At 40.6% G+C, this 21,362-nt stretch carries 22 protein-coding genes; 13 read left to right on the top strand and 9 right to left on the bottom strand.

The window, feature by feature from the left end:
- Nucleotides 1-54: 54 nt before the first annotated feature.
- The 4 genes from PJ15_RS08360 to PJ15_RS08345 all read left to right on the top strand — a co-directional run bounded on the left by PJ15_RS08360 (nt 55) and on the right by PJ15_RS08345 (nt 6,365).
- On the top strand, nt 55-1,536 hold the full coding sequence (locus tag PJ15_RS08360) for an alanine/glycine:cation symporter family protein (protein WP_004775334.1): 1,482 nt from the start codon (nt 55-57) through the stop codon (nt 1,534-1,536).
- Nucleotides 1,537-1,695: 159 nt separating this feature from the next.
- A complete protein-coding gene (locus tag PJ15_RS08355) occupies nt 1,696-2,676 on the top strand; it encodes a patatin-like phospholipase family protein (RefSeq protein ID WP_047429769.1) in 981 nt (326 codons plus the stop codon).
- Nucleotides 2,677-2,904: 228 nt separating this feature from the next.
- Nucleotides 2,905-4,098, top strand: a complete 1,194-nt coding sequence (gene sbmA, locus PJ15_RS08350) for a peptide antibiotic transporter SbmA (RefSeq protein ID WP_004775330.1) — start codon at nt 2,905-2,907, stop codon at nt 4,096-4,098.
- Nucleotides 4,099-4,313: 215 nt separating this feature from the next.
- Entirely contained in the window at nt 4,314-6,365 is a 2,052-nt protein-coding gene (locus PJ15_RS08345; protein ID WP_047429747.1) for a M13 family metallopeptidase, read from the top strand.
- A 55-nt stretch (nt 6,366-6,420) separates the two neighbouring features.
- Here PJ15_RS08345 and PJ15_RS08340 read toward each other — a convergent pair whose 3' ends face one another.
- On the bottom strand, nt 6,421-6,936 hold the full coding sequence (locus PJ15_RS08340) for a chromate transporter (RefSeq protein WP_004775328.1): 516 nt from the start codon (nt 6,934-6,936) through the stop codon (nt 6,421-6,423).
- A complete protein-coding gene (locus tag PJ15_RS08335) occupies nt 6,933-7,505 on the bottom strand; it encodes a chromate transporter (protein ID WP_004775326.1) in 573 nt (190 codons plus the stop codon). The genes PJ15_RS08340 and PJ15_RS08335 overlap by 4 nt, the downstream gene beginning before the upstream one ends.
- A 100-nt stretch (nt 7,506-7,605) precedes the next feature.
- Here PJ15_RS08335 and PJ15_RS08330 point away from each other — a divergent pair, with 100 nt between their 5' ends.
- Nucleotides 7,606-8,505 carry a LysR family transcriptional regulator gene (locus tag PJ15_RS08330; protein ID WP_047429744.1) on the top strand — a complete coding sequence of 300 codons (900 nt, stop codon included), beginning with the start codon at nt 7,606-7,608 and terminating at the stop codon, nt 8,503-8,505.
- 13 nt (nt 8,506-8,518) lie between these two features.
- Here the strand turns inward: PJ15_RS08330 and PJ15_RS08325 are convergent, their stop codons facing one another.
- Nucleotides 8,519-9,268: a DUF4850 domain-containing protein gene (locus PJ15_RS08325; protein ID WP_047429742.1), complete on the bottom strand. Its 750-nt coding sequence runs from the start codon at nt 9,266-9,268 to the stop codon at nt 8,519-8,521.
- Between the two features lie 129 nt (nt 9,269-9,397).
- Between PJ15_RS08325 and PJ15_RS08320 the strand changes: the two genes are divergently transcribed.
- From PJ15_RS08320 to PJ15_RS18205, 3 genes are all read left to right on the top strand, one after another.
- Complete coding sequence (locus PJ15_RS08320; protein WP_047429738.1) at nt 9,398-10,168, top strand: hypothetical protein; 771 nt, start codon at nt 9,398-9,400, stop codon at nt 10,166-10,168.
- Between the two features lie 153 nt (nt 10,169-10,321).
- On the top strand, nt 10,322-10,843 hold the full coding sequence (locus PJ15_RS08315) for a hypothetical protein (RefSeq protein ID WP_047429735.1): 522 nt from the start codon (nt 10,322-10,324) through the stop codon (nt 10,841-10,843).
- A 270-nt stretch (nt 10,844-11,113) separates the two neighbouring features.
- Nucleotides 11,114-12,517 (top strand): putative phage abortive infection protein, encoded by a 1,404-nt coding sequence (locus tag PJ15_RS18205; protein ID WP_171248579.1) that lies wholly within the window; start codon nt 11,114-11,116, stop codon nt 12,515-12,517.
- A gap of 82 nt (nt 12,518-12,599) precedes the next feature.
- On the opposite strand, the gene PJ15_RS08305 is transcribed toward PJ15_RS18205, so the two are convergent.
- From PJ15_RS08305 to PJ15_RS08300, 3 genes are all read right to left on the bottom strand, one after another.
- Nucleotides 12,600-13,079 (bottom strand): hypothetical protein, encoded by a 480-nt coding sequence (locus PJ15_RS08305; RefSeq protein WP_047429732.1) that lies wholly within the window; start codon nt 13,077-13,079, stop codon nt 12,600-12,602.
- Between the two features lie 111 nt (nt 13,080-13,190).
- Nucleotides 13,191-13,280, bottom strand: a complete 90-nt coding sequence (locus PJ15_RS18350) for a hypothetical protein (RefSeq protein WP_081402763.1) — start codon at nt 13,278-13,280, stop codon at nt 13,191-13,193.
- Nucleotides 13,281-13,286: 6 nt separating this feature from the next.
- Nucleotides 13,287-14,153: a metal-dependent hydrolase gene (locus tag PJ15_RS08300; RefSeq protein WP_047429730.1), complete on the bottom strand. Its 867-nt coding sequence runs from the start codon at nt 14,151-14,153 to the stop codon at nt 13,287-13,289.
- Between the two features lie 111 nt (nt 14,154-14,264).
- Here PJ15_RS08300 and PJ15_RS08295 point away from each other — a divergent pair, with 111 nt between their 5' ends.
- Complete coding sequence (locus PJ15_RS08295) at nt 14,265-14,885, top strand: TetR/AcrR family transcriptional regulator (protein WP_047429727.1); 621 nt, start codon at nt 14,265-14,267, stop codon at nt 14,883-14,885.
- 43 nt (nt 14,886-14,928) lie between these two features.
- On the opposite strand, the gene gatB is transcribed toward PJ15_RS08295, so the two are convergent.
- Genes gatB through gatC form a run of 3 tightly spaced genes read right to left on the bottom strand, consistent with a single transcriptional unit; the run spans nt 14,929 to nt 18,247 of the window.
- Nucleotides 14,929-16,398: an Asp-tRNA(Asn)/Glu-tRNA(Gln) amidotransferase subunit GatB gene (gene gatB, locus PJ15_RS08290; RefSeq protein WP_023271527.1), complete on the bottom strand. Its 1,470-nt coding sequence runs from the start codon at nt 16,396-16,398 to the stop codon at nt 14,929-14,931.
- Nucleotides 16,398-17,876, bottom strand: coding sequence for an Asp-tRNA(Asn)/Glu-tRNA(Gln) amidotransferase subunit GatA (gene gatA / locus PJ15_RS08285; protein WP_047429722.1), 1,479 nt, complete (start codon nt 17,874-17,876; stop codon nt 16,398-16,400). Before gatA ends, gatB begins: the two co-directional genes overlap by 1 nt.
- 53 nt (nt 17,877-17,929) lie before the next feature.
- Nucleotides 17,930-18,247, bottom strand: a complete 318-nt coding sequence (gene gatC / locus PJ15_RS08280; protein WP_004652310.1) for an Asp-tRNA(Asn)/Glu-tRNA(Gln) amidotransferase subunit GatC — start codon at nt 18,245-18,247, stop codon at nt 17,930-17,932.
- 132 nt (nt 18,248-18,379) lie between these two features.
- On the opposite strand from gatC, the gene PJ15_RS08275 reads away from it, so the two are divergent.
- The 4 genes from PJ15_RS08275 to PJ15_RS08260 are packed head-to-tail and all read left to right on the top strand — an operon-like array spanning nt 18,380 to nt 21,321.
- Nucleotides 18,380-19,420, top strand: coding sequence for a rod shape-determining protein (locus PJ15_RS08275; protein WP_004775309.1), 1,041 nt, complete (start codon nt 18,380-18,382; stop codon nt 19,418-19,420).
- Between the two features lie 17 nt (nt 19,421-19,437).
- Entirely contained in the window at nt 19,438-20,295 is an 858-nt protein-coding gene (gene mreC, locus PJ15_RS08270; protein WP_004775307.1) for a rod shape-determining protein MreC, read from the top strand.
- On the top strand, nt 20,282-20,773 hold the full coding sequence (gene mreD / locus PJ15_RS08265; RefSeq protein WP_005259310.1) for a rod shape-determining protein MreD: 492 nt from the start codon (nt 20,282-20,284) through the stop codon (nt 20,771-20,773). The genes mreC and mreD overlap by 14 nt, the downstream gene beginning before the upstream one ends.
- Nucleotides 20,761-21,321: a Maf-like protein gene (locus tag PJ15_RS08260; protein WP_047429719.1), complete on the top strand. Its 561-nt coding sequence runs from the start codon at nt 20,761-20,763 to the stop codon at nt 21,319-21,321. The genes mreD and PJ15_RS08260 overlap by 13 nt, the downstream gene beginning before the upstream one ends.
- The last annotated feature ends 41 nt before the right edge of the window (nt 21,322-21,362 follow it).

Genomic DNA, 21,362 nt, shown 5'->3' with positions numbered 1-21,362 from the left:
CATTGTTATCGTATATGTACGGATGTACATAAAATATTTAAAAGCGAATAAGTGATGAATGAAAAATTAAATGACACCCTGATGGCTTGGGTAAGTTTTTTCAATGATCCTTTATGGGACTTCCTCGTCGTTTTCCTTCTTGCAGTGGGTATCTTCTATACCGTTGCGACGAAAGCTGTACAGATTAGAATGTTCTTTCACAGTATCAAGGTGATGAAGGGCAGTCGTACTAAAGGTGAAGAGAAAGATTCACACGGACTTACACCCTTTCAGGCATTTGTAACGGGTTTAGCAAGCCGTGTTGGTGTAGGTAACATTGCGGGTGTTGCGATTGCGATTGCGATTGGTGGACCTGGCGCCGTGTTCTGGATGTGGTTTACTGCATTATTGGGTATGAGCTCAGCTTTTATTGAGTCTTCGCTTGCTCAGTTATTTAAAGTTAGAGATAGTAATAGCAAGCAGTTTCGGGGTGGACCAGCTTACTATATTACTCAAGGCTTACGCAGTAAAACCTTTGGTGTGATCTTCGCACTCGCACTGATCTTTACTTATGGTTTCGTATTCAACTCAGTTCAGATCAATGCGATTGCCAACGCTTCTTCACATGCATGGGGTTGGGACAAAGCCAATCTTGTTGCTCACTTAGGTGGTGTTGATCTTGAAATCTCATGGGTTGGTCTGGCACTTGTTGTTTTAGTGGCACTCGCAATTTTTGGTGGTATTAAACGTATCGCTAAATTTGCTGAAATGTTTGTTCCATTAAAAGCAGGTCTGTATTTAGCCGTTGCTTTGTATATTGCACTCAGCAACTACGAACTTCTTCCTGGCATTTTCAAATTGATCTTCACTGAAGCATTCCAGTTCAACGCCGCAGCGGGTGGTTTCTTCGGTGCCATGATTTCTATGGCAATGATGCAAGGGATCAAGCGTGGTTTGTTCTCAAACGAAGCAGGTATGGGTTCGGCTCCTAATGCTGCAGCAGCTTCTGATGTAAAACATCCCGTGAACCAAGGTTTGGTTCAAATGCTTGGTGTATTCGTAGATACCTTCATTGTATGTACAAGTACGGCAATCATTATCCTTGTTTCTGGTGTTTACCATGATGCAGGCTTCGTGGGTGTTGAATTAACTCAACGTGCTTTAGAGTCTCAAGTGGGCAGCTGGGGCGGTGACTTCCTTGCGATTCTCTTATTCTTGTTCTGTTATTCAGCCGTGTTAGGTAACTATGCTTATGCGGAAAGTAATGTGCAGTTCATCAATAACAATCCAAAAGTCATGTTCATCTTCCGAATTTTTGTGTTGGTGATGGTGTACTTTGGTGCAATTGGTAGCGTTCCGTTAGTTTGGTCAATGGCTGACTTGTTCATGGGGATCATGGCAACCATTAACTTGATCGCAATCTTATTGTTAACACCAATGGCGCGTACTTTATTGAAAGACTATACCTCACAGTTGAAGAAAGGCATTAAAGAGCCAGAATTCAAAATTGATAACTATCCAGAACTGAAGAAAAAAGTCGGTTCTGATATTTGGTAATTTGTTTTTAATAAGACATTGAATCAATGAAAAAAGTCCCTTTCGAGGGACTTTTTTTATGAAGTTTTTATGACAAATGCAAAGAAATTGATACATCTTTTCAAGTGTGCTGGCGCTAAAATCCGACACAGAAAAATAGTCAATATGGCAACACTGCGTATGAAACAGCTTAAATTATGGACGCTTGCGCTTTCAATGGTGACCTTGGCGGGTTGCCAAACGACAACTCATTTAAGTCCTGCTGTGGAAGATGCTCAAGCACATGCTGTTTCGCAACCATTTACCTATATTAAACAGCAACAAAAGCGCCCTGTAGTGGCACTGGTGCTTGGAAGTGGTGGGGCGCGTGGCTATGCTCATATTGGTGTGATCGAAGTTTTAGAACAGCAAGGCATTCGTCCTGATTTTATCGTGGGAACCAGCGCGGGTAGTATTGTGGGTTCAATCTATGCCAGTGGAAAAAGTGCAGCTGAATTACGTGATATTGCCTTGAAGCTAAAAGCCAATGATGTCCGTGATGTCAATCTGAGTCTGAAAGGCTTTTTTGATGGAAAAAAGGTTGAAGACTATATCAATCAGCAAGTTCACAATACGCCCTTACAAAAGCTGAAAATTCCGCTCTATGTGGTCGCGACAGAGTTAAAAGATGGTACGAAAACCGTATTTAACTATGGCAATACAGGGCAGGCGGTTCGTGCTTCTGCTTCGATTCCAAGTATGTTTGTGCCGACTATGATTCATGATGTGGAATATGTTGATGGTGGTCTGGTCAGTCCTGTACCTGTACAGGTGGCGCGCGAATTGGGCGCAGATGTAGTGATTGCAGTAGACATTCTGGCTCAGCCGATCCATACCGAAACCACCAATGTATGGGGCTTGTTTAACCAGAATATCAATATCATGCAAGGTCGTCTGGCTGAAGAAGAGCTCAAAGAAGCAGATATTGTGATTCAACCTGATCTACGTGAGAAAGCGCATATTTTTGATGTGAAAGGTCGAGAGTCAACCATGCAGGCAGGGATTGATGCAGCCAATGAAAAACTGGCGGATATTCAATGGGCCATTCAAAGTAAAACAGTTTTTTCAAAGACCGATCAGCAAAATATGGCGGTACAGCAAAACCGTTCTTTATCAAGATAACTTGATATTCTTCATATTTATACATGGGCTTAAGTCGTTGAGTCCATTTACTAAAATGAATTTTCTATAAGAATAAGTTATAAATATTCTACAAAATGCTATTAAAAAGTGCAGAAAAATAGTAAATAACTACAAATCATAAAACTTTTCTATCAGATAGTTTTAAGTTTTGAGTCATAGGATGACGCATTAAAGTTAATTGCAGCACAACAAGGATTGTTAAACACGATGTTTAAGTCTTTTTTTCCTAATCCACGATTGTTTTTTATTTCAGTGATTGTGTGGTTATCTCTCAATATGTTGCTCTGGTATACCGGTGGGCATAGTTGGGGAGAGTATCTTGGTTTTCCTAAAGGCTATGCCGATGCTGAACTACCGATTGATGTCAGCCGGTTTTGGACACCTTCATTTATCTGGTTTTATTGCTGGTTCTTTACTGCTACAGCGCTATTCGCTGGGTTCTGGCGTTTGATGTCAGATAATAAATGGCAAAAATGGTCGATCTGGGGTTCCGCCTTTATCCTGTTTAATATCTGGTTTGCAGTACAAGCAAACGTCGCGATTAATGCATGGTACGTACCCTTCTGGGATTTAGTGCAGAGTATGCTCTCTGCAAAAGGTGGGGATGTCATGGGACTCTATAAAGAGCTAACAGTCTTTTTATGGATTGCCATGGTCTATGTCACTTTGGGAACACTAAATGTATTTTTTACCAGCCATTATGTATTCCGCTGGCGTACAGCAATGAATGAATACTATGTTGAGAACTGGGAAAAACTCAGACATATTGAAGGTGCATCGCAACGTGTACAGGAAGACACCATGCGCTTTGCCACGATTGTTGAAGATTTAGGAGTAGAGTTTATTAAAGCGATTATGACTTTAATTGCATTTTTACCTTTACTTTTTGTCTTATCCAATCATGTGCCAGCATTACCTTTGATTGGTGAAGTTAAATATTCATTGGTCTGGGCTGCTGTGGTCTGGGCAGTTTTTGGAACGATACTTTTAATGGTTGTGGGGATAAAATTGCCAGGTCTCCAGTTCAACAACCAGAAAGTTGAGGCAGCTTACCGTAAAGAATTGGTCTATGGTGAAGATCACGTTGAATACGCTCAGCCAGCAAAATTAAAAGCGTTATTTGCCCAAGTAAGAAAAAACTATTTCCGTCTCTATTTTCATTATTCTTATTTCAATATGACGGCAAATTGGTATGGGCAACTCGATATTTTATATAAGCTGGTAGTGTTATTTCCATCCATTTCAGCGGGCTTGTTAACACTTGGTTTGTTCCAGCAAATTGTGAATGTTTTTAGTAATGTACGGGATTCTTTCCAATATCTGATTACTTCTTGGAAAACCATTATCGAGCTACTCTCTATTCATAAACGTCTTAAAGCTTTTGAAAAAATCTTGGATTAGTTCAGTCATTTGTATAGCAAAGCCTTAGTTCAACACTAGGGCTTTTTTTATGGGCGATGATTTTTTGTGTATTAGTTTTTATGTGAAAAGTGAATATATATTGCAGGGAAAATGACTTTATTCAGCAAAAGTGTTTCACTATAGTCTGTTGATAAAATTAATGATCTCTCATTTTTCTCTTGTATCGCTTAGAACTTAAATAAACAGGATAAATCATGAAACCTTTATTGCTTAAAAGTGCCTTGGCCTTTGCGCTGACTGCGACAACAATAAATGTCTGGGCAGCTCAAGCTATTCAATCCGCCCAAACTCAAAAAATCTCAGGTATTGATCAACAGTATATTGATCAGAATGGCAGTGCAAATAATGATTTTTATGATTATGTGAATGGAACATGGCTGAAACAAACTGAAATTCCAGCGGACAAGGCACGTTGGGGCGCATTCAATGAGTTACATGAATTATCAACCAATCAATTACATCGCATCGTTGAAGACTTGGCTGCACAAAAATGGGCGGCAGGCAGCGTAGAGCAAAAGATTGCCAGTCTGTATGCCAGTTTTATGGATGAAAAAGCGATTGAGGCGAAGGGCATTCAATCTTTACAGCCAGAGTTGGCACGGGTCGATGCACTTCAAAGCAAACAAGGTTTTGCCCAATTAATGGGACATTTTTCTCGAATTGGCGTCAGAACGCCGTTTGATATCAGTATTGGACAGGATATGAAGCGCTCTGATGTGATGATTGCGGGATTGGTGCAACGTCGACTGGGGTTGCCTGATCGTGACTACTATTTAAAAGACGATCAGAAGTTTGTAGAAACGCGTGCAAAATATCTCAAGCATATTGAACGTATGCTGCAATTATCAGGTGATCAGCAAGCGGCTCAACATGCAAAAGAAATTTTAACGCTTGAAACTGAACTGGCGAAGATTCAGTGGAGTAATGTTCAGAATCGTGATTTATCCAAGCGTTATAATATTTATAAAACCAAAGATCTAAAAAAATTGACGTCGACATTTGACTGGAACACTTATCTCAGTTCGGTTGGGGTGAAGGATAAAATTCAGACCATTCAGGTGAATCAGTTAAGTTATTTTCAATCCCTTGATCCAGTGATTGATCGAACTCCTTTAAACGTTTGGAAGGCTTATTTTAAATGGAATCTCATTAGTAGTTTTGCGCCTTACCTGAATAAAGCTTTTGTCGATGAAAGCTTTGCCTTCTACGGTAAGACCTTACGTGATGTTGCCGAACAGGAAGTGCGCTGGAAACGTGGTGTACAAACTGTGAATGGGGTATTGGGCGATGGTCTAGGCAAAATCTATGTGGAAAAACATTTTTCTGCAGATAAAAAACAGCGCATGGATACATTGGTTCAGAACCTGATACAGGCTTATGATCAAAGCATTAGTCAATTGGACTGGATGAGTCCTGAAACTAAAGTACAGGCCAAAAAGAAATTATCCAGTTTGTCGATTAAAGTCGGTTATCCGAAGAAATGGCGTGATTACTCAGCACTAGATATTAAAGAGGGTGATTTGATTGGTAACGTGATGCGTGCCAGCGAGTTTGAGCATCAAGATGATTTAGATAAACTAGGTAAGCCAGTGGATCGTGATGAATGGTTTATGACACCGCAGACGGTGAATGCCTATTACAATCCATCATCTAATGAAATCGTATTCCCGGCCGCCATTTTACAACCGCCATTTTTTAATATCGATGCCGATGATGCGGTTAATTATGGTGGCATCGGCAGTGTCATTGGACATGAGATTAGCCATGGTTTTGATGATCAAGGTAGTCAGTTTGATGAATTGGGCAATATGCGTAATTGGTGGACTGCTCAAGATCACAAGCGCTTTAAGGCCAAAACACAGGCTTTGGTGGCGCAGTACAATGCCTATGAACCGATTGCAGGATATCACGTCAATGGTGAACTGACTTTGGGTGAAAATATTGCAGATAATTCTGGACTATCGATTGCCTACAAAGCCTATCAAATTTCATTGGCAGGCAAGTCAGCACCTGTTATTGACGGTCGGACCGGTGAACAGCGTTTCTACATGGGCTGGGCACAGGTCTGGCGTGCCAAGACCCGAGAAGCTCAAGCGATTGTATATTTAAAAACAGATCCACATTCGCCAGATAAAGTTCGGGCCAATGGCGCTTTAGTCAATCAAGCACCGTTCTATGATGCATTCAAGATTAAGGAAGGGGACAAAATGTATTTGGCGCCTGAAAAACGGGTCAGCATCTGGTAATTCGAGATTCAATAAAAAACCTGCATCAAGCAGGTTTTTTATTGATGTTTAAAGCTTAAAGGAAGGCGATTCCCAGTCCAGCACCCGCAGCCATGACCCAGAGCGGATGAATCTTTTTAAACATGCCGAGGATTGCAGTGACAATCACGATCATCACCAGCAGCAGGTTTTGTGCAGATGCATCGGCAATCAACCATGCACTGACCAGCACTAAACCTACAGTAATCGGTTTCAGGGCTTTTTCAAAACGAGCGCGTAGTGGATTGGCTTTAAAACGTTCCCAGAATTTAAGCGCGTAAATGGTAATGATGGATGAGGGGCCAAATTTCGCTAGTGACGTAACCAGTAGTCCTGCTGGGCCTGCGACATGCCAACCCACCAAAGGCACAATCATCATATTCGGGCCAGGAGCCGCTTGGGCCATCGCAAACAGTGAACTAAATTGCTCGGCAGTGAGCCATTGATGGACGGTAACAACTTGATGCTGCATCTCAGGCAGAATGGCGTTACCACCACCAAAAGCCAGTAATGAAAGCTGAGTAAAAACAATGGCAAGGGTGAGTAAGATCATGATTTTTTCACTCCTAAAACCAGCATGTTAATTGCGAGTAGAATGGCTAAAGTCAGTGCCAGTGGTAGCTTGATCCAGATCATAAAGACGAAGGTCAATCCAATGGTAAAGATGGTCAGGTAACTTTTTAAGATCGGTCTGAGCATCTTCAATCCTGTTGCAAACAGTAAGCCTGCCGCCGCTGCCGCTAGACCTTGAATCATATGTTTGACTGCTGGGAGATACTGAAAATACTCATACACCTGATAGATAATCAGTACGATTGCGGTTGGTGCGGAGATCAAGCCAAGTACTGAGCTGATTGCGCCTTTAACACCTTCGAATTCCATGCCAATCGCAACGGCCATATTGATGATGTTGCCGCCGGGCAATAATTGGCAGACGCCTAACAAGTCGGTAAATTTGCCTTCATCTATCCATTTGTGTTCTTCAACGATGATGCGATGAGCCAAGGGTAAAACCCCACCAAAACCCATCAATCCCAACTTCATAAATCCCGTGAATAATGCCTTACAATCAGGAGCAGTTGTGATGGGCTCATTCTGTATTGATAGGGCTTGGGCTTTCATTGGATAACCTTTCTGTTCAACTTCGTGAGCTATAGCATGAAAGATTTATGGTATATTCACAAATGCTATTTTTGCTGTTAGATATACTTTTAAGGTATGTATGATTGATATCCATAAACTGAACGCATTCGTTGCTGTAGTTGAGGAAAGTAATATTTCCAAAGCTGCTGTTCGACTACACATGCAACAGCCACCTTTGACCCGACTGATCAAAAGTCTGGAAGAGGAGTTGGATACAACATTGCTTAAACGTTTGCCGCGTGGGGTTGAAGTCACAGAAGCGGGGAAGGCTTTATATCAGGAAGCCATCACGATTCTGGCACATGCCCAATCTATTCCGAAACGGGTAAAAAATATTGCACAAGGTCTGGAAGGACAGATCAATATCGGTTTTACCAATTCGGCTGGTTTACATCCATTTCTGCCTGCCTTATTGCGTGAGTTTCGAGAGAAGTTTCCAGCCGTTGCCATTCATCTGGAAGAAAAAAGCAGCAGCTCCTTAACCGATGCAGTGATTAATCAAGAACTGGATATTGTGTTTTTACGCAAGCCCGCGCCGATTCGTATTGGACTGCAAAGTCTGCATGTGCTGGATGAACCATTAATTGTGGCATTACCCAGTAATCATCCTCTAGCCGTTGAAGAGGGGCCAATTCGACTGCTAGACCTCGAGCCTTATGAGTTTGTATTGTATCGCCGTATTGCTGGACAGGACCTGTTTGATAATATTTTGGCGAACTGCTATCAGGCTGGTTTTAATCCCAATATTGTGCAGGAAGCACCGCGCTTAACTTCAAGTCTTAATTTGATTGCTGCGGGGATCGGCATTTCCATTGTGCCCGCTTCAATTCAGGATTTTTGGAACAAGCAAATTGTCTATCGCAGTCTGGAAGCGAAAAAACCCTGTATTGCACCCATTTATGCGATTTTTCGAAATAAAGAAAATAATGTTCGGGTCGAGCATTTCCTGAATCTGCTCAGAGCCAGCCAGTCTGCTTAAACATAATCTCAGGCTAATGGGTAAAATGATAAAAATTTAAAATCGTCCCAACCAAAGGCTGTTGGGATTTATCTAGCGTTACTTTAATGATCCTGAAGTTAAAGTCGCCATCATCGATATATTTAGCCACACCATGGGTTTTGTTATTCAGCTTTGGAATCTGATAACTAAAGAAGGCCACTTGTTTGGAAGGGTGTACAACGTTGACTAATTTCTTTGGATCTTTATATCCACCATATTCATTTTCAATACTTTGTTTTAGCAAGTTTGGAAAATAAAGGGTGGCATAGGGCATACCACAGCCAACACAAACAGATGAATCATAGAGTTCAATGGCCTGTTTCTGATTTGGACTCATGAGTAATGCTGAGCCTGTGCCATTTGCCCCTGCATGCGCTTCTACATCGCGCCAGTCTCTAGGTAAAAGAACAAGACCAATTTCAGGCAATGCAACCAGTTTAAGTTGCTTGGCCTGATCGGCAGCTAATTTAAAATTGAAATGACAACTTTTTGCCGTACAGGTTTTAAAATCTTTTAATAGACCATCATCGACAGGATTTGGCGCGGTAATACCATAGAACGGTACACGAACGTCATTGGCAAAGGAGACTTCACCCAATGCATAGATTTGATTTTCAGTTTGACGTTGTTGTGCTGTATTTGAGAATTGAGGAAAATTTGGTTTGAAATCGTGAATCTCAGCATGCGTCACCGAAGCGAAGATCAAGAATGCAAAAGCAAAAGTGGTAAGGAATATTTTCATTTTTAATGGCGTGTTTTAAGTTTCGCTTTAAATTAACATATTTCGGATGATGAAGATTTATCACCAGATCAAACTCAAGCAATTGTAAAATCATTGGATAAATCGATAAAAATAGCCTAAGGAAATGCCATGTTTAAAAATAACAATAGATTGAGTCGAGTCATTTTCACTGCGGTGTTGAGTTACATGAGTGTCTCTACTTTTGCTGCGCCATTACAGATTCTGGAGTTTAAAAAAGCACAACTGAGCCAGTCAGAACAAAAACAACTTTGTGACCAAGTCAAAGACCTTTGTACTCAGCAAGCAAAGTGGCTGAGCTTAAAAATACCTCCTCAAGATGTATGGTTATTATCTGAGGGAAATATTGTCCAGTTTAATCACTCAAATTCTGGCTTTAAATTATTGAAGCAATGGCATATTCCATTAGTACCTGACGAGGAGATAGCAAGATCGGGGCAATATATTTTTCCTAAATTGTTTCCAATGGATCAAAACCGTTATGCCGTTGCAGTGATTGATACCTTTTCAGAAATGTATTCGGGTGGTGGGGCGGGGATTGAGCGTGCCAGCTTTTATGAATTAAAGGATTCAGGCAAAACCCATCGCTTTATTGAAAATTATCCTTTTAGTTTTAATCGCATGATTCGGGCCTGTTTCTCGGAACAGGATTATGAGAATTCCAAAGGCAACTGTCATGATGAAGATGGGTTGAGTCTGGATATCCGTCCGATCAAACCAATGTTATGGCAATTTCGTTATCGTTACAGTCTAAATGTATCACCTGCATCAGATTCGGGTGAGAAATCGTTTAAAGGCAGTCGCAACCTGAATATTGATTTAAATAAAGTGCCGAAGCAGCCGAATATTCCCGCATCATGGGATTATGCAGGTATGGAATAAATGCGCATTCAGGAATATAGGATTGTTTTAGAGGATCATTTTACACTTTGCCAAAGCTTTAAAGGCTTGGGCTTACGTAATTTACAGCGTCATAACAGATGATTTGCCTTGTACATGGTACAAAGGGAAAGATTGCAATTTGGAACTGTGCTTATGTCTCGTGTTTATACTTCTGCCCGCCGTAAATTTTCTCATTTGAGTCGTTCTGTGTTCATGGCTGCGGCTGTGTTGGGTACAACCCAAGTAGCAATGGCAGGGCCAACAGTTGATCAACTGAGTGACTGTTTGGTGAAAGCGACCACCGCAGCGGATAAAACCACAGTTTTGCAATGGACGTATAGTGCCTTGGCTGCACATCCTGATTTAAAGGCGTTTAGTAATGTCACACCTGAGCAGAAAACCCAGTTGGATCAGAAGCTGGCACAGGTGTTACAGCGTGTGATTGTGGAGCAGTGTTCGACGCAGACCAAAGCGGTGATTCAAGCTGAAGGGATTCAAGCAGTTGGCGAGGCTTTTCAGCAGTTAGGTCAGAGTGCAGGGCAGGATATTGTTAAAGATCCTGCGGTCAGACAGCAGTTGCAAAGCACCTTGCGTTATATTGATTTAAATAAATTAGTGACGACCTTTTTAACGCCTGATATCTGGAATAAGTTGGGTGTGTTAAGAGGTCAGTGATGAGTTTTAGTACTTTTTAAACGTAATTAGATAAGACATCGTTTAGATAAGACATCGTAAAGTTATTACTAATATTGTTTAGATAAGTTGGTAATGACTTTTCAATGTTTGATATTTGGATTTATGGTTAAGGTGAACTAGATATTAATATTTATCAGTGATATATTTTTTATATTTTCTTGACAAAGTCGACAGAAAATGAGCACTTGTGGTAGATAATTTTTTATTTAAATGTATAATTTTAGGGTCTCTAGTGTATCAAAAAATGAAATGAATTTTAGAAATATAAAATTTAAAAGTCACGTTAGCTATATTTTATTGGGTGTCGGATTTTTATATGGTTTTTATAGGCTGATTAATGATGTTTATTTAAGATTTTATGAAAATGTTTTGTTGGCACAAAATTCAAAAAATGAATTTATTAATGAAAAATCAATGACACTTCCCTATATTAGTAATGAATATATTTCTAATTGGGGGGCTTTTGGTGATTTTATTGGGGGTACTTTAAATCCTATTTTAACTTTTTTGAGTGTTTGTCTGATTTTGTATACAGTTTATCAAAATAAAAAATCTTTAGATTTTAATTCTGAAGAGCTTGCATTAAGTCGTAAAGCACAACAAGACTCTGCAACTTCACAAGAATTGATTCAGAAAACACAAAATCTTCAGCAATTTGATAGTCTATTTTTTAGTTTGTTAAATCAGTTTAAACATCAGCAAGATGAATTATTCTCTTTGAATGAAAATGATGAGAGTAAAGTTGATAAAATTTATAATTCTATTTTTGTAATAAATTGTGATTTGGAATTAGAGGATAAAAGATATCAGCTTTTGCAGAATCAAGAGTTGAATCAATATTTTATTTGTTTGTTTCAATTGTTTAAGCTAATAAATACAAAAATTAATAGATCAACGAATAAAACTGAAAAAATTCAAGAGTGGGGTGATTATGCCTTAGAGAAACAATACACAAATATTCTAAGGTCCTTAATTCCGTTGAAATTACAACAATTACTTTTTTTAAATGCTTATACTGAATTTGATGAATATAGATGGTATTTATCCTATTATAATTTTTTAGAGCATATGCCCTTCAAGAATTTAGCACATGATGATGCATTGTGTATTGATTTGATAGTAGCTTCAAAATTTTATAAGTTGGATGGGGGAACTCTCCATGGAGATTTTCAAGTATTTGGAAAGTCAATATATTTTGAGGGTTTATTAAGCCATAGCTGTTATTTAGATTTCCTTCAATCTGATGAATTATTTTTTAGTTCTTGGGAGCTTATTGAAGCTAAAATTTTTAATTTTAAGAAAGCAATTTGTTTTTTTGATAAAAAAAATGATTTTTCTTTAAATACAAAATTATCATACACCTATTTTGTTGTTAATAGATATCCTGATGGGTTAAGATTTTTTGATTATAAGATTGATTGTAGTAGTTTAAATGCTGCTATAGAAAATAGTAATGGATTTGTTGGTTTGAAAGATATAGTTTTTACAGATAAAGGGTTTTTCTTTAGTTTTAATAGCTGTTTTTATGAATTTTATTGTTTTGATGATATGTCCGTATTAAAGTATACCGAAGATATGAAGCGAACAAATCGAGGGGATTTTATTACAATTAAAAAATTTGACTCTTCTAGTATTTTTGTTAATTTACAATAAAAAAACCCGCTTTAAAGCGGGTTTTTTTGAAGTTAGTTCAATTTAACCAATCAATTTCTTCATTAATTTGATATTTCTTCAGTTATAACTCACAAGCCTTACCTTGATATTCGTAGCGATTAACCTTGTAGGCTTGACCATTCCAGCGTAAAACTTCAAAACAGAAACCAGGCCCACCATTCTCAATATCAGGCCAGCCATCTGTTCCTTTGGTTTTTAAAAACTCAGGCATACCTGCTTCTTTTAAAATGGTTTTCCATTGACCATTTTTCTGTTGCGCTACAACATAGTAACCAACCCCGGTATTGCCATAGCACATGGTGCCGTAATCTGAAACGATTGCATCTTTCAGCCCATCACCATTTAAATCGGCATAAGTTGTAATTTCACCGACTGAACAATCACTTTTCCAGCCTTTTTTACTTTTTGTAAAACCTGCTGCTTTAAAAATGGCCTCAGCATCGGCTTTAGGCGCTTGAGGTGTTTGTGCAAAATTAGAATTGCTGATTAAAAGTAAACAAGCACTCAGGAGTAATTTATTTTTCATAAGTTGAACGATCATGTCAGTTTTAGTTTAAAAATTTATTGTGTGGGTATTTTATCCTATAAAAAGCAGAAAACCCGCTCTAAAGCAGGTTTTCTTTTCGCAATCAGATGAGTTTAACTGATCAATTCATTCATTCATTTGTGTAGGGTGAGCTTTACCCTGAGATGCTTTCATCATTTGACCTAGAAGCTTGTTAAAAGCTTTTTTCTTTCTCAAAAGTAATTAGCTCTTAAGTACACTTTTTAAAATGCCATTTTCACCAAATAATTTTTCTCGATATTCTGCTTCGAGTTGATCCGTTTGCATGTGTAGGGGATTGAAATCTCTATCTCGTACATCCAACATCTCAATCATTGCTTTTGTGATAATTCCTATACGATTGATTCCTCCAAAGCCCAGATATACACCGTCTTTGAGTTCCCGAACAGAAAATTTAATATCACTGCGTTTTAATATTTTGATCCAGTAATGAAAAAGTACTGGGGAAAGAAGTTTAGTAACTCGGGTTAGAGCCATCCTTCTGTTTTTAGCTGTATTACCACCTATGGCATCCAATACATCAAATGCAACAGATTTATGTTCTAGTTCTTCCAGTGCGTGCCATTCCCAAAGGTTTCTACTTTCTTGCGTCGTTCTCTGCTTAATTAATGGATCAGTTAATAATAATCGTGCAAGTGTTGCCGTATAGTGTTCCATCACCACGGTTGCAGCCAATTGCTCAACTTTGGGGAGTTTGCGAAATTCATCTAGTTTTGCTTTGGTTTTAGCTTCTATCTCCGCAACTTCAGGATACTCCGACTGGATAAGATGCTCATTGAGAGACTGATGTTCACGACTATGAAAGGCTTCTTGGGCAATAAAATTGCGGATATCGTCTAGTAGTTTTTCATCTTTAATTTGATCACGGACATTTCGAATACTTTCGATAAAAAACATTTCCCCCGGCGGAAACATAGCTGAAAGAACCACAAATAATGAGGTAACAACGAGGTTATCTTCATAATAAAAAGAAAACTTTTTGCTTTTATCAAAAGGAATAATCACATTACGACGAACGATTCTCTGTAGAGATTGTGCAGCTATATTCATTTTCTTTTCCCTTATAGACAGATGGTAATTTGAACAATCTTGAGTTTGTATATAGAATCTATCAATGAATTTGTACGGAAAAAAGACGGATTTAATAAGGAGATTTTTATAATGGTAACTATAAGAAAACCAAAGCAAAGTAGATCAAAAAATACTTATGCCTCTATAGTTGATGCAGGATTTATATCAGTAAAAAATAATGGATTGGAGCACACAACAGTATTGAAAGTATGTGAGATCGCAGGCGTTGGTTCTGGAAGTTTTTATGAATATTTCAAAAACAAAGAAGCCTTGTTTGTCGAGATGCAACAACACTTTATTGCTGAGCTGGCTAAAGTGATTTACGACGTCATCCCCAAGATTCAAGAAATGGAAATTCCTGAAGCGATGAGATCCATTTTTTTGCATATTGGTGAGTTTTTAGCAAAAGATGAGAATAAATATTTTTATTGGCTTAGTGTTTCGAGCAAATATAGTACCGAAGCCAGCCATGTAAAAGCAGTGAAGGCTATCAATACCTTAGCGATTGAATATGCGGTTAAACATCCTGAAGTGCTCAGAATAAAAAATCTAAAATTGATGGTTTATGTTTTAATTAATTCCAGCGTTGCACTGACCATGAATTTCTTTTCATCTCAAAATATGGGTTTTACTTTTGAAGAATTAATTGATTGCTTAATTGATATCACAATGTCCTATATTGATGATGATCGTAATAAATTAAAAATATAAAAAACCCGCTTTAAAGCGGGTTTTCTTTTGAAATTAGATTGTATTAACCAATCAATTTCTTCATGAGTTCATTCACTTGAGCTGGGTTGGCTTTACCTTTTGCCGCTTTCATGACTTGACCAACCAGACCGTTAAAGGCTTTTTCTTTACCAGATTTGTACTCTTCAACCATTTTTTCATTGGCTGCAAGCACGTCTTTGATAATTGCTTCAATCGCACCTGTATCGGTTTCTTGCTTCAAGCCTTTCTCAGCAATAATGTCATCCGCAGATTTTCCTTCTGCTTCCCACATAAAGCCAAACACTTGCTTCGCAATTTTGCCGTTAATGGTATTGTCGACAATACGCGCGATCATGCCGCCCAATTGCTCAGCTGAAACAGGAGAGTCTGCCAATTCTAGGCCTGCTTTGTTTAAAGCACCTGAAAATTCACCCATCACCCAGTTTGCTGAGACTTTACCTTGTTTCGCACCACCAGCAGCAGCCACAACCGCTTCGTAGAAGTCCGCCATTTCGCGTGACAGCGTCAATACATGCGCATCGTACTCAGTCACAGCAAAGTCAGCGATAAAGCGTGCACGACGCGCTTTAGGCAGTTCTGGAAGGGCAGCACGTGCCGCTTCGATCTGTGCGTCGGCAATGATTACTGGCAATAAATCTGGATCTGGGAAGTAGCGATAGTCGTTCGCTTCTTCTTTCGAGCGCATTGAACGGGTTTCCATCTTGTTCGGATCGAACAAACGGGTTTCCTGATCAATCTCACCGCCGTATTCCAGAATTTCCATTTGGCGCTCAATTTCAACATTGATCGCTTGCTCAATGAAACGGAATGAGTTGAGGTTTTTCAACTCGCAACGGGTACCGAACGGCTGACCCGGACGACGGAGTGATACGTTACAGTCGGCACGGAAAGAACCTTCTGCCATGTTACCGTCAGAAATCCCTAACCAACGCACTAAGGTGTGAATTGACTTGATATAGGCAACCGCTTCTTCAACTGAACGCATATCTGGCTCAGATACGATTTCAAGCAATGGTGTGCCCGCACGGTTTAAGTCGATACCCGACATGCCTTCGAACTGGTCATGGATTGATTTACCCGCATCTTCTTCAAGATGGGCACGAGTCACGCCAATACGCTTCACAGTGCCATCTTCAAGCTGAATGTCGATATGACCCAAGCCAACAATCGGATTGTCCATCTGGCTGATCTGGTAGCCTTTTGGCGAATCTGGGTAGAAGTAGTTCTTACGTGCAAACACAGACGCTTGGTCGATATAGGCATCAATCCCCAAACCAAAGCGAATCGCAAGATCAACCACTTCTGCATTTAATACAGGCAATACGCCCGGCATGGCTAAATCGACAAGGCTGGCTTGTGTATTTGGGTCTTGACCAAATTCAGTTGATGAACCTGAAAAGATTTTAGACTTGGTCGCCAACTGCGTGTGGATCTCGATCCCGATAACGACTTCCCAACCGTCAATTAGCTTTAACTTTTGAGCTTCAGTCATTATGCATTCTCCTCAGCAATTGCCGCACGTTTGGTATGCCAGTCTGTATTTTGTTGATATTGATGCACAATCGAAAGCAATTGTGATTCTGACCAGTAGTTACCAATCAACTGTAAGCCCACAGGCAAGCTGTCTTTATCAAAACCAACAGGTGCGTTGATGGCTGGTAGGCCTGCCAAGTTCACAGCAAGCGTATAGATATCACCTAAATACATTTCAGTCGGGCTGAGGTTGGCACCGATTTTGTAGGCAGTGGTTGGTGCTGATGGCGCAGCAATCACGTCAACATTTTCAAATGCTTTCAAGAAATCTTGCTGAATCAAACGACGAACTTTTTGTGCTTTGACGTAGTATGCATCGTAATAACCCGCAGAAAGGGCATAAGTCCCGATCAGGATACGACGTTGTACTTCTGCACCAAAACCTTCTGAACGTGAACGTTTGTACAAGTCCATCAAGTCCACAGGATTTTCACAACGGTAGCCATAACGAACGCCGTCAAAACGTGACAAGTTTGAAGATGCTTCTGCAGGAGCGATCAAGTAGTAAGTTGGTACATAGGCTTCAGTCATGTTGAGATCAACCTCAACCAAGGTTGCGCCCATCTCTTCAAGCTTTTTCAATGACTCTTCAACGCGTGCTTTCACATCTGCATCTAAACCAGCAACATTGAAGTACTGTTTTGGAATACCAATGCGTAAACCTTTCACTGCCGTGCCGTTTAGGTTGGCAACATAGTCATCCACTTCTTTATTGATCGAAGTAGAGTCTTTGGCATCATGACCCGCAATCACATTCATTAAGTATGCACAGTCTTCCGCCGAGCGCGCCATTGGGCCACCTTGATCGAGAGAGGATGCATACGCAATCATACCGAAGCGAGACACACGACCATAGGTCGGTTTTAAGCCGGTTAAGCCACAGAATGAAGCAGGTTGACGAATTGAGCCGCCTGTATCTGTACCTGTCGCAATCGGTGCGAGATCAGCCGCAACTGCTGCTGCAGAACCACCCGATGAGCCACCCGGAACGTGATCCAGTGCCCACGGATTCGAAGTTGCGCCGACATAAGAATTTTCAGAGGTTGAACCCATGGCGAATTCATCCATGTTCACTTTACCTAAGGTCACGAGACCCGCAGCTTTGGCTTTCGCAACAACTGTTGCATCGTAAGGTGAAATGAAATTATCCAGCATTTTTGAACCGGCAGTGGTTTTAATGCCTTGGGTACAAAAAATATCTTTATGTGCAAGTGGAATACCTGCCAACGCGTGTGCATTGCCTGACTTAAGTGCAGCATCTGCGGCATCTGCTTCAGCAAGTGCCTGTTCTGCGGTTACAGTCACATAACTTTTTACTTTTGGGTCAATGTGAGCAATACGCTTTAAATAATGTTCAGTCAATTCGCGTGATGAAAATTGGGCTGTTTTTAAGCCTTCAGAGAGTTCACGGATTGATAAGCGATGTAAATCTGTCATATGAAAAATTTCTTTACATTCTAAATATAAAATATTGACTAATCGAATAAAACTTATTCAATTACGCGAGGTACGAGGTATAAACCTGCTTCTGTAGCAGGTGCGACCGCTTGATATTCATCACGATGGTTGCTTTCAGTCACAACGTCAGCGCGTAAAGGTTGCGGGTTGTCAAATGGACTCTTTAAAGGCTCAACATCATCGGTATTAATGCCTTTCAAGCTTTCCATCATGCCAAGGATTTTATTTAAACTTTGAGCATATTCAGCAGATTGCGTGTCATTGAGAGATAAACGGGCAAGGTGTGCAATTTGCGATACCGTTTGCGCATTTAAGTCTGTTGTCTGCTGAGCATCTGATGATGTAGACATAACTTTACCTAATTCAGTAATAAAAATTTCAAAATATCGTGCGTTATAATAAGCGATTGACTTGTTCAAATCATCACATTTAGTTAAAGTTGCCACCTTGTATTCACACAAAGTTTAATTGAGAACGCCCCCGTGATTCTAAAACGACTAATTGGCTTGTTTTCGCCGGATTTAGCCATTGATTTAGGTACTGCAAATACACTTATTTATGCACCAGGCCGTGGCATTATATTAAATGAACCAACTGTTGTGGCAATTCGTCACAGTGGTTCGCAAAAAATTGTTGCCGCTGTAGGTCTTGATGCTAAACAAATGTTAGGCCGTACACCAGCGAATATTTCAGCGATTCGTCCAATGAAAGACGGTGTCATTGCTGACTTTGAAGTAACTGAGACCATGTTGAATCAGTTTATTGGCAAAGTGCATGAGAAGCGTTTATTCCCACCAGCGCCACGTGTTGTGGTGTGTGTACCATGTAAATCAACCTTGGTTGAGCGTCGTGCAATTCGTGAGGCTGTATTCAATGCAGGCGCACGTGATGTCCGCTTGATCGAAGAGCCGATGGCGGCTGCAATTGGCGCAGGTATGCCAGTTGAGCAAGCTTGTGGTTCGATGGTTGTAGATGTGGGCGGTGGTACGACTGAAATCGCAATCATTTCATTACAAGGTTGTGTATACGCAGATTCATTACGTATCGGTGGTGATGTATTTGATGAACAGATCATCAACTACGTTCGTAAAGCGCACGGTTGTGTGATCGGGGAAACCACAGCTGAAGTGATCAAGAAAGAAGTGGGTATGGCTGTTGCTGATGGCAAAACCCTCGAAATCGAAGTTCGCGGACGTAATCTGGCTGAGGGTGTACCTCGCGCGATTACCGTGACTTCTGATGAAATCACTCAAGCCATTGCTGATCCATTACAAAGCATCGTGAGTGCGGTGAAATCTGCACTTGAACAAACCCCACCTGAATTATCTTCTGATATTGCAGAGCGTGGTATTGTCTTGACAGGTGGTGGTGCATTACTACGTAACCTCGATAAATTGCTTGCTCAAGAAACAGGTTTACCTGTGATTGTTGCGGATGATCCTTTAACTTGCGTCACTCGTGGTGGCGGTAAAGTCTTAGAGTTCTTTGACAATCCAAACCATGACATGCTTTTCGTTGGTTAAATCATAAGGACTAGGCGGTGCAACCGAATCTTTTTTCAAGACAACCGCCATCTTTTCGCTCATTTGTCATTGCGGTCATTACATGTTTGGTGGTGCTTTTCTTTGATTGGCGCATGCCCTATGTAATTCAACCAGCAAGGGATGTCTTGTATGCCGCGTATAATCCAATTTATGCGCTGGCAAGCTATCCTGTACTGTCGCGAGAATGGCTTAACCAACAAACCAAATCTGAAGCCCAATTGCGTCGTGAAAATACGGCCATGCAGGCTGAACTTCTTCAGGCACAAGTCCGTCTACAAAAACTTTCAGAACTTTCTGCGGAAAATAACCGTTTGAGAGGACTGTTGGATACGCCATTGATTATTGATGGCCGTATGCAGATTGCTGAAGTGATTGGAACAGATGCTGACCCATTGCGACATATTATTATCATTAACCGTGGTTCCGTGGATCATTTAAGAACAGGTCAAACTGTGCTGGATGATAAGGGGATTATGGGGCAGATTATTAATGTCTATCCACATAGTTCACGGATTATGCTGCTATCTGATAAGGAACATTCATTGTCGGTGCGTTTAGAGCGTACGGGAATGCGTGCCATTGTCACGGGTACAGGCGATTTGGGGCAACTCAAAATGGAATATGTCCCGACCAGCGCCAATATTCAGGTTGGGGATAAAGTATTTAGTTCCGGACTCGGTGAACATTTTCCAGCAGGTTATTTAGTGGGTACGGTATCAAAAGTCAGTCGACATACGTCGGGTGAGTTTGCTGAAATTGACGTGGCTCCAGCTGCCCAACTGGCAAGTGGTCATCATGTGGTCGTATTATTCTCTGAATCTTTAGCGCAGGAGCAACCTTATGCCGATCGCTAAACTGAACTATGAGAAACGTAAAGATCCATTGTTGATGATCATCCTGTCCATTGTTATCGGCTCAGTGTTGATGGTCTATCCGATGCCTTATGAGGCTTCTGGATGGCGCCCGTCGATGATGTTGATGATTATGCTGTTCTGGATTCTATATCAGCCTGTCTGGTGTGGAGTCTGGTTTGCCTTTGGTATGGGACTTTTTGTCGACTTATTACTCGATGCGCCTTTTGGCTTAAATGCACTGAGCTTTGTACTGATTGCCTTTGCGACACGTTATTTGATTCGTGAACGTCGCATTCTGACGTTTGGGAACTCATGGGTGATTGCAGTGATTGCCATTGTTGCGCATATTACCTTCCTATGGATTAGCCAGACCATTGCGGGAACTCACTTTTCGATTGCCCGTCACTGGCAACCTGTGGTGACAGGTGTGTTAGCATGGCCCTTGGTTTATTATTGTTTACATAAATGGCGCATATAATTCTTGCATCAAGCTCGCCTCGTCGGCAGGAGCTATTAACGCAACTGGGGCTAGATTTTGAAATCTACAGCCCAGATGTTGACGAGGCTGTGCAAGAAGGGGAAGCGGTTGAACACTATGTTGAGCGTCTGGCCAGAGCCAAAGCTCAAGTTGTTTTAGCTCAATTCCCTGATGCAATCGTGATTACGGCTGATACCAGTTTAAGTTTTGCTGGCAAGATTATTGGAAAACCAGAATCAAAGCAGCATGCCTTTGAAATCTGGTCAGCACTTTCCGGACAATGGCATGATGTCTATTCTGGTCTATGTGTTGCGACTTCTGCACAGATGCTCAGCACTGCTGTACGCACTCAGGTTGAGTTTCAGCAACTGAGTCATGCAGAAATGGAAAAGTACTGGGCGACTGGCGAGCCGATAGGAAAAGCTGGCGCCTATGCGATACAGGGAATTGCTGCACAATATATTCCTCAAATTCGGGGCAGCTACAGTAATGTAGTGGGTTTGCCTCTATACGAGACAGCACAGTTATTAGAAAGAGTTAAAGCCTAAGTATTGGAATACTGGGGATAACACTTTCGGATATAAGAATT

Origin of the sequence: Acinetobacter sp. neg1 (assembly GCF_000788125.1) — a bacterium.
Lineage (GTDB): Bacteria > Pseudomonadota > Gammaproteobacteria > Pseudomonadales > Moraxellaceae > Acinetobacter > Acinetobacter vivianii.
This window is presented reverse-complemented; position numbering and strand designations above follow the sequence as displayed.